The organism is Povalibacter sp. (assembly GCF_036520495.1).
In the GTDB taxonomy this organism is placed as follows: domain Bacteria; phylum Pseudomonadota; class Gammaproteobacteria; order Steroidobacterales; family Steroidobacteraceae; genus Steroidobacter.
This window is the reverse complement of sequence record NZ_DATDJO010000035.1, coordinates 118256-136931: the sequence shown is the minus strand read 5'-3', so window position 1 is coordinate 136931 and position 18676 is coordinate 118256. Positions and strand designations below refer to the sequence as shown.

The window sequence follows — 18676 nt, the reverse complement described above, 5'->3', positions numbered from 1 at the left end:
GGCCAGAGCAGAAGAATGAGCCTGACTCACTTTCTGGCCAGTCCGCGAGTGGGCCAGTCAGCCAGTTGACCTGCTCATGAACTTCCTCGTCGTCCAACGCATCCTCGGGCTGCTGCTGATGCTGTTCAGCCTGACCATGCTGCCGCCGGTGGGCGTGTCGTTGCACTTCGACGACGGCAACTGGCAGCCGTTCTTCGATGCGTTCGTTGCGTTGCTCGTGGTGGGCTTCATTGCATGGTGGCCAGTTCGCAAGACGGTGCGTGAACTGCGATTGCGCGACGGGTTTCTGGTCGTGGCGTTGTTCTGGGTCGTGCTCGGTATCGCAGGGTCGGTGCCGCTATTCCTCTCCGCCGAACTCGACATGACGCTGACCGATGCGGTCTTCGAAGCGGTGTCCGGTTTCACGACGACGGGCGCGATCATCTTCCCGTCGCTCGACCAGCTGCCGGAATCGGTCCTGTATTACCGCAGCCAGGTCGAATGGCTCGGCGGCATCGGTATCGTGGTGCTGGCCGTAGCGCTGCTGCCCATGCTGGGCGTCGGCGGTATGCAGCTGTTGCGTGCGGAAACCCCGGGGCCAGTGAAAGATTCGAAACTGACGCCGCGCATCACCGAAACCGCAAAGGCGCTGTGGATCATCTATCTGGCGATCACGGTCGCCTGCGGACTGGCTTACTGGGCTGCGGGCATGCAGCCGTTCGATGCAGTCGCGCATGCCTTCACCACGGTATCGACCGGCGGCAACTCGACGCACGATGCCAGCATCGCTTACTTCGACAATGCCGTGATCGAGATGATCTGCGTCATCTTCATGTTCATCGGCGGCGTCAACTTTTCGCTGCACTTCCTGGCGTGGCGCCATCGCACGCTCAGCAACTACCTGCGCGACCCCGAGTTCGGCGCGTTCCTCCGCATACTGCTCGTCAGCGTGGTGCTCTATACGCTGGTGCTGTGGATCACACGCTTTGCGCACGAACCGGGCGACGCCTTCCGCATGGCGCTGTTTCACGCCGTGTCCATGCAGACGACATCCGGCTTCGTGACGGATGACTTCACGCACTGGCCCGGCGCGCTGCCGGTGATCATCGTGCTGTCGGCATTCATCGGCGGCTGCGCCGGCTCGACGTCCGGCGGCATGAAGATCGTACGCTGGCTCCTGATCCTCAAGCAGGGGCAGCGCGAGGTGAATCAGCTGGTGCATCCGAGCGCGGAGCTGCCCGTGAAACTGGGCCACAAGCCGATGGACATACGCGTGATCGACGCGGTGTGGGGCTTCTTCGCCGTCTACGTCATCGCGTTCGGCATTCTCATGATTGCGCTGCTCGCCACCGGCGAGGATCAGGTCACGGCGTTTTCCGCCATCGCGGCCTGTATGACCAACACGGGCACCGGCCTGGGTGAAGTCGCCAGGAATTTCACCGGCCTGACCGATGGCGGCAAATGGATCTGCGTGCTCGCCATGCTGCTCGGTCGTCTCGAAGTATTCCCGTTGCTCGTGCTGATATCGCCGACGTTCTGGCGGCGCTAGGCATTCGATCGAACTTCCCGATTGCCCGAATGGCAGACGCCGTGTCTAATGACTGCGGGTGTCTGGGTCGCAGCGTGCGGCCATGACAGGGAAGATTGGTCGGGCCGCCAATCGCAGCGAGCATTCCATGAGCCGACACCCCCATCCGGCCCCGCCCGTCACGGCCAAAGTATCCGACAAGATCTCTGATGCGCTCGATCGCTTCCTGCATGTCGAAGCGCTCAGCGGCATCGTGCTGCTCGTGGCCGCCTGTATCGCGCTGGGCTGGGCCAACTCGACCTGGGCGGATTCGTATCAGGGTTTCTGGCATGCACCGCTGACGTTTGGAGCCGGCGCCTGGATGGTCACGCAGCCGCTGCACTTCTGGATCAACGATGGCCTGATGGCGATCTTCTTCCTGGTCGTCGGGCTGGAGATTCGCCGCGAACTGCACGAAGGTGCACTGGCAAGCCTGCGGCAAGCGGCGTTGCCCGTGGCCGCAGCACTTGGCGGCGTGCTGGTGCCAGCCATCATTTTTATCGCAATCAACAGCGATCCGGCGACTCGCCAGGGATGGGCCGTACCCACCGCCACCGATATCGCGTTCGCGCTCGGCGTACTCGCTCTGCTAGGCAAGCGTATTCCCGCAACGGTGCGGGTACTGCTGCTGGCCATCGCAATCATCGACGACATTGCAGCGATTCTGATCATCGCGCTGTTCTATTCCGGCGGGATCAAACTGACGGGACTCGCGATCGTCGCTCTCGGCATCGTAATGGTGTGGTGCTGGCAGCGGCTCGGCATTCGTTCGGCGCTGGCTTACCTGCCACCAGCGTTCGTCGTCTGGCTGGGACTGCTCTACGCGGGCCTGCATCCCACACTCGCAGGCGTAGTGCTCGGGCTCCTCACACCGGTGAGGCCAATGCAGGGCCGCGAGAATCCACTGGCGCGTGCGAGCCACGCCCTGCAGGAATTAATGCAGCGCACTGACCGACGCGCGCACGCTGCGCATGAAATGATGCACCCGTTGAAGGAGCTGCAGCGCGCACAGCTGGAAATGCTGCCCCCGGTCGTGCGAGTGCAGGCCGTGCTGCATCCCTGGGTCGCTTATGGCGTGATGCCGCTGTTCGCACTCGCCAATGCCGGCGTGAGTCTGAGCGGTGTCGGCATCGACGGGTCCGGTGAGTCGGCAGGGTTGATGGTGATGGCAGGCGTGACGCTCGGCCTGGTCATCGGCAAGCCTGTGGGCATCGTGCTCGTCAGTCTGCTCATGGTGAAACTCGGTGTTTGCCGGTTGCCCGAGGGGCTCACCTGGCGAGGCGTATTAACGGTCGGCTGCCTCGCGGGCATCGGCTTCACGATGTCGATCTTCATCTCGACGCTGGCGTTCGACGATCCTGCATTGCTGGCTGCCGCGAAACTGGCGGTGCTGATCGCCTCGACGACCGCGGCCGTCATCGGCCTGATCGTCGGGTTGTCTGCGTTCGACGACCCGCGGCCACGATCCAGCACGCGTGAAACTTGTCATTGCCGGACGCTCTAACCAGAATCCGCCACCGCTTTGCCAGAATCGGCGGGCACAGTCTCGGCGTCGCAACCGAGGAACTTTTGCACCGGGAAACCGCTTAGCCCGCACCTGGCCCCCCACTGGGGCTTCCCATCGTCCTTTGCCTCATGCCCAAACCGAACAAGCTACGTACAACCCTGAAGAAATTCCGCCGGCAAATCCTGATCGGCGGATCGCTGGTCGTTGGTCTGGGACTGATCGCACTGCTGGTCTGGATCCTCTATCTCGATCGCATCGTCACGCAGCAATTCGAAGGGCGGCGCTGGACCTTGCCGGCACAGGTCTACGCGGAGCCGACGGAGCTGTACGTGGGTCAGACGTTCGGCGCCGACGCGATGGAGCAGGAGCTGCGCCGACTCGGCTATCACCGCGTCGACTCGCCGAAGAACGCCGGCAGTTACAGTCGCCGCGGTTCACGGATCGATGTCGTCAGCCGGCGCTTCCAGTTTCCGGACGCCGTGCAGGAATCGCTGCCTCTGACAATCACCGCCGATGCGAAGTCGATCGTGTCCATCACCAGCCGGGGCGAAGACGTGCCGATCCTGCGTCTCGATCCCTTGCTGATCGGCAGCATCTTTCCACTGCATGGCGAAGATCGCGCGGTGGTGACGCCCGAGGAAGTGCCGGCCATGCTGCCGGCGGCCCTGAAGGTCGTCGAGGACCGCAAGTTCGATACCCATCACGGCGTGAACGTCGGCGCGATCATTCGCGCTGCCTGGGTCAACGTGCGCGCGGGCCAGATCGAGCAGGGCGGCTCGACGCTGACCCAGCAGCTGGTGAAGAGTTACTTCCTCGACAATCGCCGCACCTTCGGCCGCAAGATCGAAGAGGCCATGATGGCGATGCTGCTTGAAGTGCACTTCGACAAGCAGGACCTGCTCAACGCGTACATCAACGAAATCTACCTGGGCCAGGACGGCCGTCGGGCCATTCACGGCTTCGGACTCGCCAGCCAGTTCTACTTCGGCAAGCCGCTCGCGGAACTGCAGCTGCACGAGGTGGCGCTGCTGGTGGCGGTCGTACGCGGTCCTTCGTACTACGATCCGCGACGTCATCCCAAGCGCGCCAAGATCCGGCGCGATCTGGTGCTGACGCTGATGGCCGAGCACAAGGTGATCGATGACAAGGCGGCGAGGCAAGCGAGCCAGCGTCCGCTCGGTGTGGTCCGTGAGGGCACGCAGACAGGCAGCTACTACCCGGCCTACCTCGATCTGGTCCGTCGCACGCTGCGGCGCGACTATCGCGAGGAAGATCTCACCGAAGCCGGCCTGCGCATTTTCTCCACGCTGAGTCCTCTGGTGCAGAGCCGCGCCGAAGCCGCGCTGGCACAGGAGCTGGACCGTCTGGAGAAGGCCCGCAAGAAGAAAAAGCCGGAGCCGCTCGAAGGCGTCGTCGTCGTCACCTCACCCTCCAGCGGCGAAGTGATCGCCATGGTCGGCGGGCGCCAGGCCACGTTCGAAGGCTTCAATCGCGCGCTCGATGCCAGGCGTTCCATCGGTTCGCTGGTGAAACCGGTGATCTATCTCGCCGCCATGGAAACCGATCGCTTCAACGCCGCTTCGATCATCGAAGACGCGCCCATCGAAGTGAAACTGGCGAACGGCAAAACCTGGAAGCCGCAGAATTACTCGCAGGAGTCCTATGGTCCGGTGCCGCTGGTGCGCGCGCTGGCGCAGTCGATGAATCTCGCCACCGTGCGCCTGGGTATGGATGTCGGCCTGTCGAAGGTCACGCGTGAGTTCAAGGTGCTGGGCCTCGAGAAGGAGCCGCCCGAACTGCCGGCTTTGCTGCTCGGCTCACTCGACGTGTCGCCGCTGGAAGTGGCGCAGCTCTACAACGCCTTTGCCAGCGGCGGCTTCAATACACCGCTGCGCGCAGTGCGCGCGGTACTGGATGCCGAGGGCAAGCCACTCAAGTCGTTTGCTCTCGAAGTGACGCCGGTCGCCTCGCCGCAGGCCGTGTACGAAGTGAATCAGATGATGGTGCAGGTGATGGAACGGGGCACCGGCGCATCCGCACGCGCGAATCTGCCGTCCGGTCTCGTCGTTGCGGGCAAGAGCGGTACGTCATCGGATTATCGCGACAGCTGGTTCGCCGGCTTCTCGGGCAGCCACCTGGCCGTCGTCTGGATCGGTTACGACGACAACACGCCAACCGGATTGACCGGATCGTCCGGATCGCTGGCCGTGTGGTCACGCTTGATGGGATCGATTCCGACGACATCGCTCAGCATGACGCTGCCGGAGGGACTGCAGGAAACGTCCATCGAATACCTTACCGGCTACGCAGCAAAACCCGGATGCGGCGACGAGCTCGTCACGGTGGCGGTGCCGCAGGGAACACAACTGCCTATCAAGCCTGGCTGCGAACCCACCGTGTTCGGTGAGATCGGTGATCGCGCCCGTGAATGGTGGCAGGGAGTGACGCGTTAGCGCTGGCGGGCGCCGGCGGCAGGCTGGCAAACTGGCGCTGGCCAATTGGCGCGACTGAAGAGATGCAATGAAGAGATACGTAGTTCTGGCCGCCATGGCACTCGTGAGTGCGTGCTCTGTCCCGCAACCGTACCGGCCCGCACCGTCCGCAACGACGGTCCCCCCGCAGCAACCGGGTTCGCCGCCCGTGATGGAGACGCAACCAGCACCGGCCCCGCCACCCATCGAGCAAGCGCAACCACTGCCGGCGCCGGTCATTCGCGAACCTGTGCTCAGCCCCGCATCGCGAGCGCTGGTCGGCCAGGCCCAGACGCAACTCGCTTCGAAGAATTTTGCGGTCGCTGCATCGTCGCTCGAACGCGCACTGCGCATCGAGCCCGACAACGCGCTGTTGTGGATCGAACTCGGCAAGGTCCGGCAGGCCGAGGGCAACTACGTACAGGCCGAGAACATGGCCCGCAAGGCCGTGTCGATGTCGTCGAACGCGCCGAAGGCGCAGTCGGCCGCATGGAACCTCATCGCCGAGTCGCTACGCGCACGCGGCAAGAACCCGCAGGCCCAGGAGGCGCAAGCGCGCGCTGAACAGCTGCGGTAGGCGGGACTTCAGAGAAGATTTCACACAGAGTGCACAGAGATCACAGAGTCGGAACGAATCACAGGATGTCTGGTTTTCTTACCTGTTCGTGGCGAGCCCGTGACCCAAGCTTCCATGACCAACCAGAGCCTTTCGACGGGCTCAAGGCGAACGGAGTAATCATCTTCTTAGCGCTGTGACCTCTGTGACCTCTGTGTGAAATTCCTTTTCCGCACCGGCATCGCCTCCCTCTGCGGCGCGAGGTTACGCAGGAACTGCTGAGTCGCCGCTTCCCACGTGTGATGGAGCGCATAGTCACGACACTGCGCCGGATCCAGCGTGAGCGCAGCCAGTGCGGCGCCGCGGAGATCTTCGCTCAGTACACCCGTCACACCGTTCGCCACGACATCGATCGGCCCCGTCACGGGAAACGCCGCGACCGGAACGCCGCACGCCATCGCTTCCAGCAGCACCAGACCGAACGTGTCGGTGCGACTCGGGAACACGAACACATCGGCGGCGGCCACGTATCGCGCGAGTTCCTCACCGAATCTGTAGCCGACGAACACCGCGTCGGCAAAGCGTGATTCAAGGCCGGTACGCGCCGGCCCATCGCCGACGATGAGCTTCGTGCCGCGCCATGGCATCGACAGGAACGCATCGATGTTCTTCTCCACGGCCACCCTCCCGACGTAGACGGCGATAGGCCGGGGCAGCTGCAGAAAGTCCTTTTCGCGGGGCCGGAACAGTTCGATATCGACGCCGCGGGTCCAGCGCACCAGGTGCTGAAAGCGACGCGCTTCCAGCTGTTGCTGCAAGGGCGGGGTCGCCACCATCGTGCGCACAGCGGCGCCGTGAAATCGGCGCAGATGGGCATAACTCCAGGACAGCGGAATGGGGAAGCGCGACGCCGCGTATTCCGGAAACTGCGTGTGATACGACGTGGTAAATCCGAACCGATGCCGCCGACACCACTTGCGGCCCGCGGCACCGAGCGTGGCCTCGGTCGCGATGTGCATGGCGTCCGGCGCGAACTCACGCAGCAGCACGTCCACGTGTCGATACGGAAACCAGGCGAGACGAATTTCCGGGTAGGTCGGGCACGGGAAGGTCCGGAACTGCGACGGTTCGATCACGCACACGTCATGACCGAGATCGCGCAGGCGCTGCACCGTCGTCACGAGCGTTTTGACGACGCCATTCGTTTGCGGCAGCCATGCGTCGGTGACAATCGCAATTTTCACGCGGCGCGCACGCGGGCTGCAGCCAGGCCGGGTTGTTCGAGCAGTTCCTGATACGTGAGTACCTCGCGGGTTTCGGTCCAGCGTAGTAGCGCGAGCCGCCCGTTGCGATCCTCGGTGAGCGTCGTGCAGCTTTCGACCCAGTCGCCGTCGTTGCAATAGAGCACGCCGTCGATTTTCGTGATCTCGGCGCGATGGATGTGGCCGCAGATCATGCCGTCGACGCCGCGACGCCTGGCCTCGTCCGCGAGCGCCTGTTCGAAGTTCGCGATGTAGGCCACTGCGTTCTTGACCTTGTGCTTCAGGTACGCGGCGATGGACCAGTACGGAAATGCGAACCGCCGCCGGAAGAAATTCACCAGCCGATTGAGCTGGAGCACGCAGGCATAGGCGCGGTTACCGAGCGCCTCCAGCAAAGGACTCGCCTTGATGACGCTGTCGAATTCATCGCCGTGCAGCACGATGAAGCGGCGGCCGTCCGCGGTTTCGTGCAGCGCCTCGCGCCGGATCTCGACGTTGCCGAACACCATCCCGTCGTAGTCGCGAAACACCCGATCGTGATTCCCCGGGATATAGACGACGCGGGTACCGCGCTTGGCCATGCCGAGAATGGTGCGGATCACATCGTTGTGCTCCTGCGGCCAGTAGAAGGACTTCTTCAGGCTCCACAGGTCGACGATGTCGCCGACGAGTTAGAGGGTGTCGGTCTCGATCGAATGGAGGAAATCGAGCAGGTAGCCGGCGCTGCAGCCGCGAAAGCCCAGATGCACGTCGGAAATGAAGACGCTACGGAAGCGGAGCACCGGCCGGGCCGGATTCGGACTCATGGGGACACCTGCGCAAGACCGAACTGGCCCGCACAGTGGCGACAGCGGGTGACGCGGGGATGACAATCCCAGGAACAATTGTTGACGACCCGAGCGCTTGAAGGTGCTTTGTCGTGTACGGGGCCGTAGTGCGCGGCTCCTATAGTTTTTGGCAAGAGAGCTGGGATTCCCGGATTTTGTTTCCCACTTTTTCCATTAAATGCCGTAAATGGAGCCCGATAACCGTCACCTATTTCAGGACAGCCGGATTTTTGAACAGGAGTCTCCTGTTCCCGTCAATCCACGAAGGGAATGGGAAAATATGCTCATCTTTATGATTTGCTGACGGGTTAATGGCGCTAATGTGCCAAACTTGATGCGAAAACCCCGATCCAATTGGAATTGATGCACTACCAGCACGTTTTGTTACCCGGCATCGAAACCGTGCCATTCTCGATCCCATGATCGGACTTCTTCAGCGTGTCAGTCGGGCGGATGTCAGTGTCCATGGCCATGAGCGCGGGCGTATCGACCGTGGGCTCCTGGTGCTCATTGCGGTCGAACGTGGGGATACGGAGGCTCAGGCCGAGCGGTTGCTGGAGCGGCTGCGGACCTATCGGGTGTTTCCGGACGACCAGGGACGCATGAATCGCAGCCTGCTGGACATCGGTGGCGGGCTGCTGCTGGTGCCGCAGTTCACTCTGGCCGCGGATACGCGCAAGGGAACCCGGCCGGGATTCAGCCCCGCCGCCCAACCGCAGGAAGGTGAGCGACTGTTCGACTATCTGGTTTCGCGGGCACGATTGGCTCATCCGGCGGTCCAAACAGGAGTGTTCGGCGCGGACATGGCGGTATCGCTGGTCAACGACGGACCCGTGACCTTCTGGTTGCGCGTTGAACCCGAGACCCCCGCTGATTTCCCTTAATGAATCGTCGGGATCGGCTCACTGTCCAGCGCGGCTTATTGGCGTATGATCCGCCGGCGTTTTCCCCCGGAGAGATGCAATGGGTATTGGTTTTCGTGAGCTTCTGATCATCCTCGTGATCGCGCTCGTGATCTTTGGCGCCAAGCGGCTGAAGACCATCGGCTCGGACCTCGGCGGTGCGGTCAAGGGCTTCAAGAAGGCGATGGCCGAAGGCGAGGACGAAGACAGCAAGCAGCTGTCGGCGCCGGCGCAGAAGGATGCGGATTTCGAATCGACGCCCGCGTCCAAGTCCGACAGCAAATCCTCGACCGTCTGAGCGGCCTTTGCCGCACGCCTGACCTTCCATGTTTGAAGTCGGATTTACCGAGATCGTTCTGATTCTCGGGCTGGCACTCCTTGTGCTCGGACCCGAGAAACTTCCCGGACTGGCGCAGAAAATCGGCCGCTGGACCGGTCGCGCGCGTTCCATGGCGCGGCAGTTGCGTACGCAGCTGGAACAGGAAGTCACTCTGGACGAGTTGGCGAAATCCCGACCGGCGACCTCCCAGACGTCGACCCCGTCGGGTCAAGACACCGCAGACCAAGGCACCGCAGACGTCGAAACCCCGGCCACCCCCGCTCCTCCTTACGACCCGCAAATGGACGTTTTTGCAACGCCAGACCCAGTGCAGCCGGCACCGCAGATGGATCTTGATCACATGGCGCCAGGGGCCGAACCGGCGCAGGCGCCAGCCGATGTCCCATCTGAGACCAAGAACGTTTCATGAGCGCGACTGACGGGGACCGCGAGACACTCGCCGAAGGCTCGCTCATATCTCATCTGATGGAGCTGCGTGATCGCCTGCTGCGGGCGGTGATCGCGATCTTCGTCATGTTCATTCCCTGCGCGATGTTCTCCGATGAGCTGTTCACGCTGGTGGCAACGCCGCTGATGGACAAGATGCCTCAGGGCACGTCCATGATCGCGACCAGCGTCGTGGCGCCGTTCATGGCGCCGCTGAAACTCGCGCTGCTCGCCGGGCTGTTCCTCGCGATGCCATATGTGCTCTACCAGGTCTGGGCTTTCGTGGCTCCCGGCCTCTATCGCCGTGAAAAACGTTTCGCCGTGCCGCTGCTGCTCTCGAGCATCGTGCTGTTCTATGCCGGCGTCGCTTTCGCGTATTTCATCGTATTTCCGCTGATGTTCGCGTTCCTCACCAGCGCCGCGCCGCATGGCGTGCAGGTGATGACGGACATGTCGAACTACCTCGACTTCGTGCTGCTGCTCTTCTTTGCCTTCGGCATCGCGTTCGAGATTCCGGTCGCGACCGTACTGCTGGCCGCCACGGGCATGGTGAAGATCGAGGTCATGACCAAGAACCGCGGCTACGTGATTCTGGGAATCTTCATCGTTGCCGCTTTCCTCACGCCGCCGGACGCTGTTTCGCAGAGCTTCATGGCCATCCCCATGTACATCCTGTACGAGGGCGGCATCGTCATGGCGCGCATCATGCTCAAGAAGCGCGCGGCTGGGCAGCCCGATGAGTCCAACGACGACTGACCTGACACGCCTGGCGCCGCGCTTCACAGCAACTCCCGTGTATACAGGGCAGCTGCAGGCACTCCGCTCGTTCTGATTTCTTGCCGCTGCCGCCGTAGATCGGTGAGACTCCGTCCCCGGTCGACATCTTTCTGGCAAGAATTCTGAACCGACGCCGGCGGCACGCCCGAGCGTCCCAACCCGCCCCCGCGGAGCGAGCCAACGAATGAATCAGCCGATCGAGCGCACAGCGAGTCCGGATTCCACCACCGGGGCGCAGATTCTCGGACATCCCCGCGGACTGGCAACGCTGTTCCTCACCGAGATGGGGGAACGATTCACCTACTACGGCATGCGTGCGCTGCTGATCCTGTTCCTCGCCGATTCGACACGCGGTGGTTTCGGCTTCGACGACAAGACTGCGAGCGCCATCTACGGGCTCTACATCTCTGCTTCCTACATCCTGTGCCTGCCCGGCGGCTGGATAGCCGATCGGCTCATCGGCGCGCGGCGTGCGGTGTGGCACGGCGGCATTCTCATCGTGATCGGCAATGCGCTGCTCGCGTTGGGTTCGACACTGTCCACGTTCTTCGGCGGCCTGATCGTGATCACCTGCGGCGTCGGCATGCTCAAACCGAACGTCAGCGCGATGGTTGCCGACCTGTATCCGGAAGGCGGCGGCCGCCGCGATGCCGGTTTCACGATCTTCTACATGGGCATCAACATCGGCGGTTTCCTCGGTCCGATCGTCACCGGACTGCTTGCCGTGCACTACGGCTGGAAGGTGGCGTTCGCCGCAGGCGCCATCTTCATGATCCTGGGCCTGGTGTTCTACAAGTTCCTGGGGCACTACCTCGGCAATGCCGGATTGCATGTGTCGGGTGCACACGGCGAACACAGCGCCGCGAACCGCAAACACAGCTGGATGATCGTCGGCGCGATGGTCGGCGTCATGCTGGGCGCCTACCTGCTCGCGGTCGCCGGTGTCTATACGATCGATCCGCTGACGCTCGCGCAGACCACGGGCTTCATCCTGTTTGCGGTCGCCATCGCCTACTTCGCCTACATCTTCCTGTTCGCGGGCCTCGACTCGATCGAACGCAAGCGCATGGCCGTGATCCTGTTCCTGTTCATCGGCTGCATGTTGTTCTGGGCGGGCTTCGAACAGACGGGCGCGTCGCTGAACCTCTTCGCCGAGCGCTACGTCGATCGCACGATCGGCTGGCTCAACGACTGGGAAATCCCCACGACCTGGTTCCAGTCATTCAATTCATTGTTCATCCTGATTTTCGCCGTGCCCTTCTCGATGCTCTGGGTGGCGCTCGCGAAGCGCAACCTCGATCCGTCGGCCCCGGCGAAGTTCGGCCTGGGTCTCATCATGCTCGGCCTCGGCTTCCTCTTCATGGTGTGGGCAGCGAATATCGTCTCCGACGGCGGCAAGGCCATGCCGTACCTGCTGATCCTTACCTACCTGCTGCACACCTATGGCGAGTTGTGCCTGAGCCCGGTGGGTCTGAGCTATGTCACGAAACTCGCGCCGGCGCGCTTCGTGTCGCAGATGATGGGTGTATGGTTCCTCGCGACTTCGCTCGGCAATCTGTCGGCGGGATTGCTCTCCGGAATTTTCGAAACCGACAACCTGCAGGCCATGCCGGGGCAGTTCATGAAGTTCGTCCTCTTCATCTGCGCCGCCGGTATCGTGCTGCTGCTGCTGTCGAAACCGGTCAAGAAACTGATGATGGGTGTCAAGTAGTCAGGAGCGGGTCGCCGTGAAAGTAAATGTCATCCTCGCATCCGCCATCTGCGCGGCGTTGCTGTCAGCGGCAGGCTGCAGCAAGACGCCGGTGGAAGGCGCCAACAAGCACAAAGAAACAGCCGATGAGTTCGCCGCGCGCATCAACAACGAGATGAAGGACGTCGGGAAGGAACTCGCCACCGCAGGCTTCGCCTACGCGACCTTCATCAATCCGGACACGGAATTCCTGAATGCGAAAGCGAACGAGCGATATCTCGCGTACGTCGGCAATGCAGTCGAGGAATCGAAGGCCTTCCAGAACCAGCAGCTGACCCCGGCAACGGCGCGAACCATCGAACTGCTGAAGCTGAGCGTGTCCGCACCCGCACCGAAAGATCCTGCCAAGCGCACGGAACTGGCCGGAATCACCTCGAAGATGGAGGGCATGTACGGGGCGGCGAAGTACTGTCCGAACGGTCCGGACTCGTGCAAGGACCAGGGACAGCTCACCGATGTCCTCGCCACCAGCCGCAACTACGATGAACTGACCGAAGCCTGGACCGGCTGGCATTCCACCGCGCGCCCGATCCGCAAGGAATACGTGCGCTTCGTCGAACTCGCCAACGAAGGCGCCCGCGAAATGGGCTTCGCCGACCTCGGCGCCATGTGGCGTTCGAATTACGACATGCCGGCCGACGACTTCACCAGGGAAGCATCGCGACTGTGGCAGCAGGTCTCGCCGCTCTACAACGAACTGCACTGCTATGTGCGCGGCAAGCTGCAGAAAACGTACGGCACGGAGCACGTGCCCAGCGGCAAGCCGATTCCGGCACAGCTGCTCGGCAACATGTGGGCGCAGCAATGGGCAGAGATCTATCCGCTGGTCGAGCCCTATCCCGGCGTATCGGATCTGAACGTCACGAGCGCGCTCGTGAAACAGAAGTACGACCCGGTGAAGATCACGCAGTCCGCCGAGAATTTCTACGTGTCGCTCGGCTTTCCGAAACTGCCGCAGACCTTCTGGGAACGCTCGCTGTTGCAGCAGCCGCGGGATCGTGACGTGCAATGTCATGCCAGCGCCTGGCAGATGGATTCGGCGGACGATGTACGCATCAAGCAGTGCATCGAGCCGACACAGGAACATCTGATGACCGTCTATCACGAGCTCGGTCACGTCTATTACTACCTGTCCTACAAGGATCAGCCGTACCTGTTCCAGAGCGGCGCCAATGACGGCTTCCATGAAGCGATCGGCGACACCGTGAATCTCTCGATGACTCCCGCCTACCTGCACTCGATCGGGCTCGCCGGGCCGACGAAGCAGAGTCGGGAGGCAACCATCAATCAGCAGATGAAAATGGCGCTCGACAAGATCGCGTTCCTGCCGTTCGGCAAGCTGATCGACGAATGGCGCTGGAAGGTCTTTTCGGGTGAGGTGAAGCCCGAAAACTACAACGCCGCGTGGTGGCAGCTGCGCGAGCAATACCAGGGCGTTGCGGCGCCAGTGCCACGCAGCGAGGAAGACTTCGATCCGGGCGCGAAGTACCACATTCCCGGCAACACGCCGTACACGCGCTACTTCCTGTCGTTCATCCTGCAGTTCCAGTTCCACAAGGCGCTGTGCGACGCTGCCGGCTTCAAAGGTCCGCTGAGCGAATGCTCGGTGTATGGCAATGAAGAAGCAGGCCGTCGCTTCCGTAAAATGCTTGCGCTGGGCCAGAGTCAGCCCTGGCCGGACACGCTGGAGAAGCTCACCGGCACACGCAGCATCGACGCTGCCGCGATCACCGAGTACTTCGGGCCGCTGCTTGCGTGGCTGGAAGAACAGAACAAGGGACAGACGTGTGGATGGCAAGCAGCGCAATGAAGATGATCCGTTGAGCGTGCAATATCATCCGCACGCTGCCTTAGTCGTGTTTCATCATCCGGACCGATCGCCACAACAATGAATACACCAACCCCCCAGCTCACGCCGCGCGCAGTCATTCTTTCGATCGTCCTGGCGATGATCCTCGCCGCCGCGAATACCTACCTCGGCTTGTTCGCCGGATTGACCATCGCCACCGCAATTCCGGCAGCGGTCGTGTCGATGGCCGTGCTACGCGCTCTGGGCGGCGGCAGCATTCTCGAGAACAACATCGTGCAGACGGGTGCCTCGGCGGGTTCGTCGATCGCCGCCGGCGTGATCTTCACCATTCCCGCGCTGATCATCCTGGGCTATTGGCAGGACTTCAAATACTCCTGGGTGCTGGCGATTGCCGGCCTGGGTGGTCTGCTCGGCGTGTTGTTCTCCGTGCCGCTGCGGCGCTCGATGATCGTGGAGCAACCGCTGCCGTTCCCCGAAGGCAAGGCCGCCGCGGAAGTCCTCAAAGCCGGCGACAACCCCGGGCCGGGCCTGAAGATCCTCGGTCTCTCCGCCAGCATCGGTGCGCTGGTCAAGCTCGCCGCCGAAAGCGGATTACGCATGATCCCTGACAACGCGGCCGGTGCCGGCTTCTTCGGCAAGTACCTCGGCTACATGGGCAGCGGCCTGTCGCCGGCACTGCTGGGCGTGGGTTATATCGTCGGGCTCAACATCGGGATCGTCGTCGTCTCCGGCAGCATTCTCGCCTACAACATTGCGATTCCGTTCTACTACGCGTTCCTGCTCAACGGCGATCCGGAAGTCGCGGTCAAAGTGATCGGCAAGACCGCGGCAGAAGCGGCGGCGATCATTCGCGGTGACCGCATCCGTTATCTCGGCGTCGGCACGATGCTGGTCGGCGGCATCTGGACGCTGTTTTCGCTGCGCAAGTCGCTGCTATCAGGCATCAAGAGCGGTATCGCAGCAGCGCGCAAGGGCGCGGACATCAATCTGGCTGAAACCGAACGCGACCTGCCGATGAAGTGGATGCTGGTCGCGCTGCTGCTGTTCGTACTGCCGCTGCTCGCCCTGTATCAGGCGATCGTGCAGAACTGGGGAGTGAGCGTGCCGATGACGATCATCATGATCGTCGCCGGTTTCCTGTTCGTGTCGGTGTCCGCCTATCTTGCGGGTCTGGTCGGTTCGTCGAACAACCCCGTGTCCGGCATCACCATCGCCACCATTCTGTTCGCGTCCGCGGTGCTGATGCTGATGTTGGGCAGTGATTCCAAGATAGGCGCAGTGGCCGCGATCATGATCGGCGCGGTGGTCTGCTGCGCGGCTGCAGTCGGCGGCGACAATCTGCAGGATCTCAAGGCCGGCTATCTCGTCGGCGCCACGCCGTGGAAGCAGCAAGTGATGCTGGGCATCGGCGCGTTCTCGTGCGCGCTCATCATGGCGCCGGTGCTGAATCTGCTGGCTCAGGCCTACGGCATCGGCGACCCGACGCGCCCCGGTTCCTTGCAGGCGCCGCAGGCCACGCTGATGGCCTCGGTGGCGCAGGGCATGTTCGGTGGCAAATTGCCGTGGGACATGATCATCGCCGGCGGCGTGATCGGCGCGTTGGTGATCGCCTTCGACAGCTGGTTGAAATCGCGCAATTCCAGCTTCCGCGTGCCGGTACTCGCCGCGGCCATCGGCATCTACCTGCCGCTGGAACTGATGGTGCCGATCTTCCTCGGCGGCCTGCTGGCGTATTTCGTCGAGAAGCGCCACGGTATCGTCGGCACGCACGACGAATCGTTGCGCGACCGCGTACACCGCCCCGGCGTTCTGTTTTCCGCCGGGCTGATCACCGGCGAAGCACTGATGGGTATCGCCATCGCGATCCCGATCGTGCTCAGCGAACGCGCCGATGTGCTGGCGCTGCCAGAGCAGTTCCACTTCGGCCAGTTCGTTGGCCTGGTGGTGCTGGCGATCGTCGGCTGGCTGCTCTATCGATCCTCGGCGCGCGGGTCTGCAACCAGCGCGTAGGCGTTTCCTCCTCGATCCCGATCGAGGAGGTCACTCTTACCGTTTTCCCGAGATCACTTCGATACGGCCGCTGTTGCCGATCAAGCCCGACGCAACCCACGACGTCACGCTCACGATCAGCGACGCGCCGAGCGCCGTCCAGAAACTGCTGATCGAGAAGCCGTCGAGCAACAGGGCGACCAGCCCCAGCATGCCGGCGTTGATGACGAGCAGGAAGAAGCCCAGGGTGACGAGCGTCAAGGGCAGGGTGAGCACGACCGCGATCGGTCGAATCACCGCATTCACGACACCGAGCAGCAAGGCAGCCCCCAGCAATGTGCCTGCCGTATCGAAGTGCAGGCCAGGCAACACTTTGGTGGCCAGCCACAGCCCGAGAGCGACGATGGCGCAACGCAGTAGAAAACCGGTCATCGGATGAACGCCTTGGGTGGTCGGATGAGCAGACATGAGAGCATGAATCCGGCCTGCCTGGCTGATTTCAATCCCGTGAACGAACGATACGGGGAATAGGAATCTCCACGGGGATCACGGGGTCGGAAGATCAAATGGAGATCAACCATCATTCGTGTTTCACGCCAACCGCGACTGCTCCATCCATTCGAGAATGCGTCTGCTTACCCCGTGCTCTCCGTGGAGATCCTCTATTCCTGATTCCTGAACTGCTTGCGCAAACCCGACCAGCACTCGTCGTAGCCGGACTGCAGTTGCGGCAATGCCAGCGCGTGTGCAGTGGGGCGGATCACATTACGCGTCTCGAACATGAACGCCATCGTGTCGCTGATGCGTTGCGGTGTCGTGGTATCCGCGGCGCTGGCGCGCTCGAAGGTGGCCGCGTCCGGCCCATGCCCGCTCATGCAGTTGTGCAGTGACGCGCCGCCCGGCGCAAAGCCGCCGGCCTTGGCATCGTAGACTCCGTGAATCAGTCCCATGAACTCGCTGGCGATGTTGCGATGGAACCAGGGCGGACGAAACGTGTCTTCCATCGTGAGCCAGCGCGGCGGAAAAATAACGAAGTCGATCATGTCGACGCCGGGCGCATCGCTGGGAGATTGCAACACCAGGAAGATGGACGGATCGGGATGGTCGTAGCTGATCGAACCGATCGTGTTGAAGCGGCGCAGATCGTACTTGTACGGCGCATTGTTGCCGTGCCAGGCGACGACATCGAGCGGTGAGTGATGGATTGGCGCCGACCACAGGTGGCCGAGAAACTTGGCAACCAGCTCGAACTCGCCTTCGCGATCTTCGAACCATGCGACCGGCGTCTGAAAGTCACGCGGATTGGCGAGACCGTTCGAACCGATCGGACCCAGGTCGGGCAGTCGCAACGGCGCGCCGAAATTCTCACAGACATAGCCGCGGGCTTTCGCGTCGAGCAACTCGACGCGAAAGCGCACGCCGCGCGGGATCACCGCAACCTCCTGCGGCTCGAGCTCGAGGATTCCCAGTTCCGTCGCCAGCCGCAGGCGACCGAGTTGCGGCACGATCAACAGCTCGCCGTCCGCGCTGTAGAAAAACCGGTCGCGCATCGACTGATTCGCCACGTACCAGTAAATGCCGCAACCGCTCTGCGCATCCGGCGATCCATTGCCCGCGGCGCTCATCAGACCCTGGACGAAATCTGTCGGCCGTTCGGGAATCGGCAGCGGATCCCAGCGCAGACGATTCGGTGAGGTCGCGACCGCATCGAATTGATTCGTGATCAGGCCGTCGTCATTGCGTACGAAAGGTCCGTGCATCGCCGCCGGCCGCAGGCGATAGAGCCAGGAACGACGATTGGAATGGCGCGGCGCGGTGAACGCGGTTCCAGAGAGCTGCTCTGCATACAACCCGAGCGGTGCGCGCTGTGGTGAGTTGCGCCCGACAGGTAATGCGCCCGCGCGCGCCTCGGTGGCGAAGTGATTCGCGAAACCACTCTGGTAAGTGAGGGACGATGGGGACGGGGTGCTCATGTTCACCTGCCAACGGTGCTGATCAGAGATCACGCTTGATGATATAGCAACGTCGTCAGGGATAGAGCGGCGCCCACTCAGCGTATGCGCTACTCTTGGCGCCGGGAGAAATAACTACAAGGCCGAGTCATGCATTACGTCGCCATCGTCACCGTCGTCGCCCTGCTCCAGTTCCTGTACTTCGGCGTGCTCGTCGGCAAAGCACGCGCCCAGTACGGTATCGCCGCGCCTGCGGTCTCCGGCAATGAAATCTTCGAGCGCTACTTCCGTGTCCAGATGAACACGCTCGAGCAGTTGCTGATGTTCCTGCCGTCGTTGTGGATCTTCGCGCACTACGCGAATCCCCTCTGGGCGGCCAGCCTGGGTGTGGTCTTCGTGATCGGACGCGCGATCTATTGCCGCTCGTATGCGCGCGATCCCAAGAACCGTTCACTGGGATTTGCACTCACGGCATTGCCCACGCTGATCATGATGGCCGGAATTCTGTGGCAGGCGATCCGCACGCTGATGGCCGCTCAGTAGGACCGGAAACGAAGAGCG

The 18676-nt window shown here is 62.4% G+C and carries 15 protein-coding genes and 1 pseudogene; 12 read left to right on the top strand and 4 right to left on the bottom strand.

Features of this window, described 5'->3' with window-relative positions:
* The first annotated feature begins 76 nt into the window (after positions 1-76).
* The 4 genes from VIZ63_RS13235 (at position 77) to VIZ63_RS13220 (ending at position 6101) form a co-directional block, all read left to right on the top strand.
* Positions 77-1528 (top strand): TrkH family potassium uptake protein, encoded by a 1452-nt coding sequence (locus tag VIZ63_RS13235; protein ID WP_331610124.1) that lies wholly within the window; start codon positions 77-79, stop codon positions 1526-1528.
* A 127-nt stretch (positions 1529-1655) separates the two neighbouring features.
* Positions 1656-3050, top strand: a complete 1395-nt coding sequence (gene nhaA, locus VIZ63_RS13230) for a Na+/H+ antiporter NhaA (protein WP_331610123.1) — start codon at positions 1656-1658, stop codon at positions 3048-3050.
* Positions 3051-3181: 131 nt separating this feature from the next.
* Entirely contained in the window at positions 3182-5506 is a 2325-nt protein-coding gene (mrcB, locus tag VIZ63_RS13225; RefSeq protein ID WP_331610122.1) for a penicillin-binding protein 1B, read from the top strand.
* A gap of 67 nt (positions 5507-5573) precedes the next feature.
* Entirely contained in the window at positions 5574-6101 is a 528-nt protein-coding gene (locus VIZ63_RS13220; RefSeq protein ID WP_331610121.1) for a tetratricopeptide repeat protein, read from the top strand.
* A 167-nt stretch (positions 6102-6268) separates the two neighbouring features.
* Here the strand turns inward: VIZ63_RS13220 and VIZ63_RS13215 are convergent, their stop codons facing one another.
* Together VIZ63_RS13215 and VIZ63_RS13210 are read right to left on the bottom strand one after the other, a co-directional pair.
* Positions 6269-7324 carry a glycosyltransferase family 1 protein gene (locus tag VIZ63_RS13215; protein ID WP_331610120.1) on the bottom strand — a complete coding sequence of 352 codons (1056 nt, stop codon included), beginning with the start codon at positions 7322-7324 and terminating at the stop codon, positions 6269-6271.
* Positions 7321-8148 (bottom strand): annotated as a pseudogene (locus VIZ63_RS13210) (UDP-2,3-diacylglucosamine diphosphatase). Before VIZ63_RS13210 ends, VIZ63_RS13215 begins: the two are co-directional and overlap by 4 nt.
* Before the next feature lie 440 nt (positions 8149-8588).
* Here VIZ63_RS13210 and dtd point away from each other — a divergent pair.
* The 7 genes from dtd to VIZ63_RS13170 all read left to right on the top strand — a co-directional run bounded on the left by dtd (position 8589) and on the right by VIZ63_RS13170 (position 16184).
* A complete protein-coding gene (gene dtd / locus VIZ63_RS13200) occupies positions 8589-9053 on the top strand; it encodes a D-aminoacyl-tRNA deacylase (protein WP_331610118.1) in 465 nt (154 codons plus the stop codon).
* Positions 9054-9132: 79 nt separating this feature from the next.
* Positions 9133-9369, top strand: a complete 237-nt coding sequence (locus VIZ63_RS13195; protein ID WP_331610117.1) for a Sec-independent protein translocase subunit TatA — start codon at positions 9133-9135, stop codon at positions 9367-9369.
* A 28-nt stretch (positions 9370-9397) separates the two neighbouring features.
* On the top strand, positions 9398-9820 hold the full coding sequence (tatB, locus tag VIZ63_RS13190) for a Sec-independent protein translocase protein TatB (RefSeq protein WP_331610116.1): 423 nt from the start codon (positions 9398-9400) through the stop codon (positions 9818-9820).
* Complete coding sequence (gene tatC, locus VIZ63_RS13185; RefSeq protein WP_331610115.1) at positions 9817-10593, top strand: twin-arginine translocase subunit TatC; 777 nt, start codon at positions 9817-9819, stop codon at positions 10591-10593. Before tatB ends, tatC begins: the two co-directional genes overlap by 4 nt.
* Positions 10594-10798: 205 nt before the next feature.
* On the top strand, positions 10799-12325 hold the full coding sequence (locus VIZ63_RS13180; protein ID WP_331610114.1) for an oligopeptide:H+ symporter: 1527 nt from the start codon (positions 10799-10801) through the stop codon (positions 12323-12325).
* 16 nt (positions 12326-12341) lie between these two features.
* On the top strand, positions 12342-14174 hold the full coding sequence (locus VIZ63_RS13175) for a M2 family metallopeptidase (RefSeq protein ID WP_331610113.1): 1833 nt from the start codon (positions 12342-12344) through the stop codon (positions 14172-14174).
* Between the two features lie 78 nt (positions 14175-14252).
* The gene (locus VIZ63_RS13170; protein WP_331610112.1) at positions 14253-16184 is read left to right on the top strand and encodes an OPT family oligopeptide transporter; all 1932 of its coding nucleotides are present in this window, start codon (positions 14253-14255) and stop codon (positions 16182-16184) included.
* Between the two features lie 36 nt (positions 16185-16220).
* On the opposite strand, the gene VIZ63_RS13165 is transcribed toward VIZ63_RS13170, so the two are convergent.
* Together VIZ63_RS13165 and hmgA are read right to left on the bottom strand one after the other, a co-directional pair.
* Positions 16221-16631, bottom strand: coding sequence for a phage holin family protein (locus VIZ63_RS13165; protein ID WP_331610111.1), 411 nt, complete (start codon positions 16629-16631; stop codon positions 16221-16223).
* Positions 16632-16825: 194 nt separating this feature from the next.
* Positions 16826-18136 carry a homogentisate 1,2-dioxygenase gene (gene hmgA, locus VIZ63_RS13160; RefSeq protein WP_331610110.1) on the bottom strand — a complete coding sequence of 437 codons (1311 nt, stop codon included), beginning with the start codon at positions 18134-18136 and terminating at the stop codon, positions 16826-16828.
* A 129-nt stretch (positions 18137-18265) separates the two neighbouring features.
* On the opposite strand from hmgA, the gene VIZ63_RS13155 reads away from it, so the two are divergent.
* The gene (locus VIZ63_RS13155; RefSeq protein WP_331610109.1) at positions 18266-18658 is read left to right on the top strand and encodes an MAPEG family protein; all 393 of its coding nucleotides are present in this window, start codon (positions 18266-18268) and stop codon (positions 18656-18658) included.
* The last annotated feature ends 18 nt before the right edge of the window (positions 18659-18676 follow it).

Excerpts from the sequence above, each read along its gene's own strand:
- VIZ63_RS13235 (WP_331610124.1), top strand. The coding sequence starts at position 77 with ATGAACTTCCTCGTCGTCCAACGCATCCTCGGGCTGCTGCTGATGCTG.
- nhaA (WP_331610123.1), top strand. The coding sequence starts at position 1,656 with ATGAGCCGACACCCCCATCCGGCCCCGCCCGTCACGGCCAAAGTATCC.
- mrcB (WP_331610122.1), top strand. The coding sequence starts at position 3,182 with ATGCCCAAACCGAACAAGCTACGTACAACCCTGAAGAAATTCCGCCGG.
- VIZ63_RS13220 (WP_331610121.1), top strand. The coding sequence starts at position 5,574 with ATGAAGAGATACGTAGTTCTGGCCGCCATGGCACTCGTGAGTGCGTGC.
- dtd (WP_331610118.1), top strand. The coding sequence starts at position 8,589 with ATGATCGGACTTCTTCAGCGTGTCAGTCGGGCGGATGTCAGTGTCCAT.
- VIZ63_RS13195 (WP_331610117.1), top strand. The coding sequence starts at position 9,133 with ATGGGTATTGGTTTTCGTGAGCTTCTGATCATCCTCGTGATCGCGCTC.
- tatB (WP_331610116.1), top strand. The coding sequence starts at position 9,398 with ATGTTTGAAGTCGGATTTACCGAGATCGTTCTGATTCTCGGGCTGGCA.
- tatC (WP_331610115.1), top strand. The coding sequence starts at position 9,817 with ATGAGCGCGACTGACGGGGACCGCGAGACACTCGCCGAAGGCTCGCTC.
- VIZ63_RS13180 (WP_331610114.1), top strand. The coding sequence starts at position 10,799 with ATGAATCAGCCGATCGAGCGCACAGCGAGTCCGGATTCCACCACCGGG.
- VIZ63_RS13170 (WP_331610112.1), top strand. The coding sequence starts at position 14,253 with ATGAATACACCAACCCCCCAGCTCACGCCGCGCGCAGTCATTCTTTCG.
- VIZ63_RS13165 (WP_331610111.1), bottom strand. The coding sequence starts at position 16,631 with ATGTCTGCTCATCCGACCACCCAAGGCGTTCATCCGATGACCGGTTTT.
- hmgA (WP_331610110.1), bottom strand. The coding sequence starts at position 18,136 with ATGAGCACCCCGTCCCCATCGTCCCTCACTTACCAGAGTGGTTTCGCG.
- VIZ63_RS13155 (WP_331610109.1), top strand. The coding sequence starts at position 18,266 with ATGCATTACGTCGCCATCGTCACCGTCGTCGCCCTGCTCCAGTTCCTG.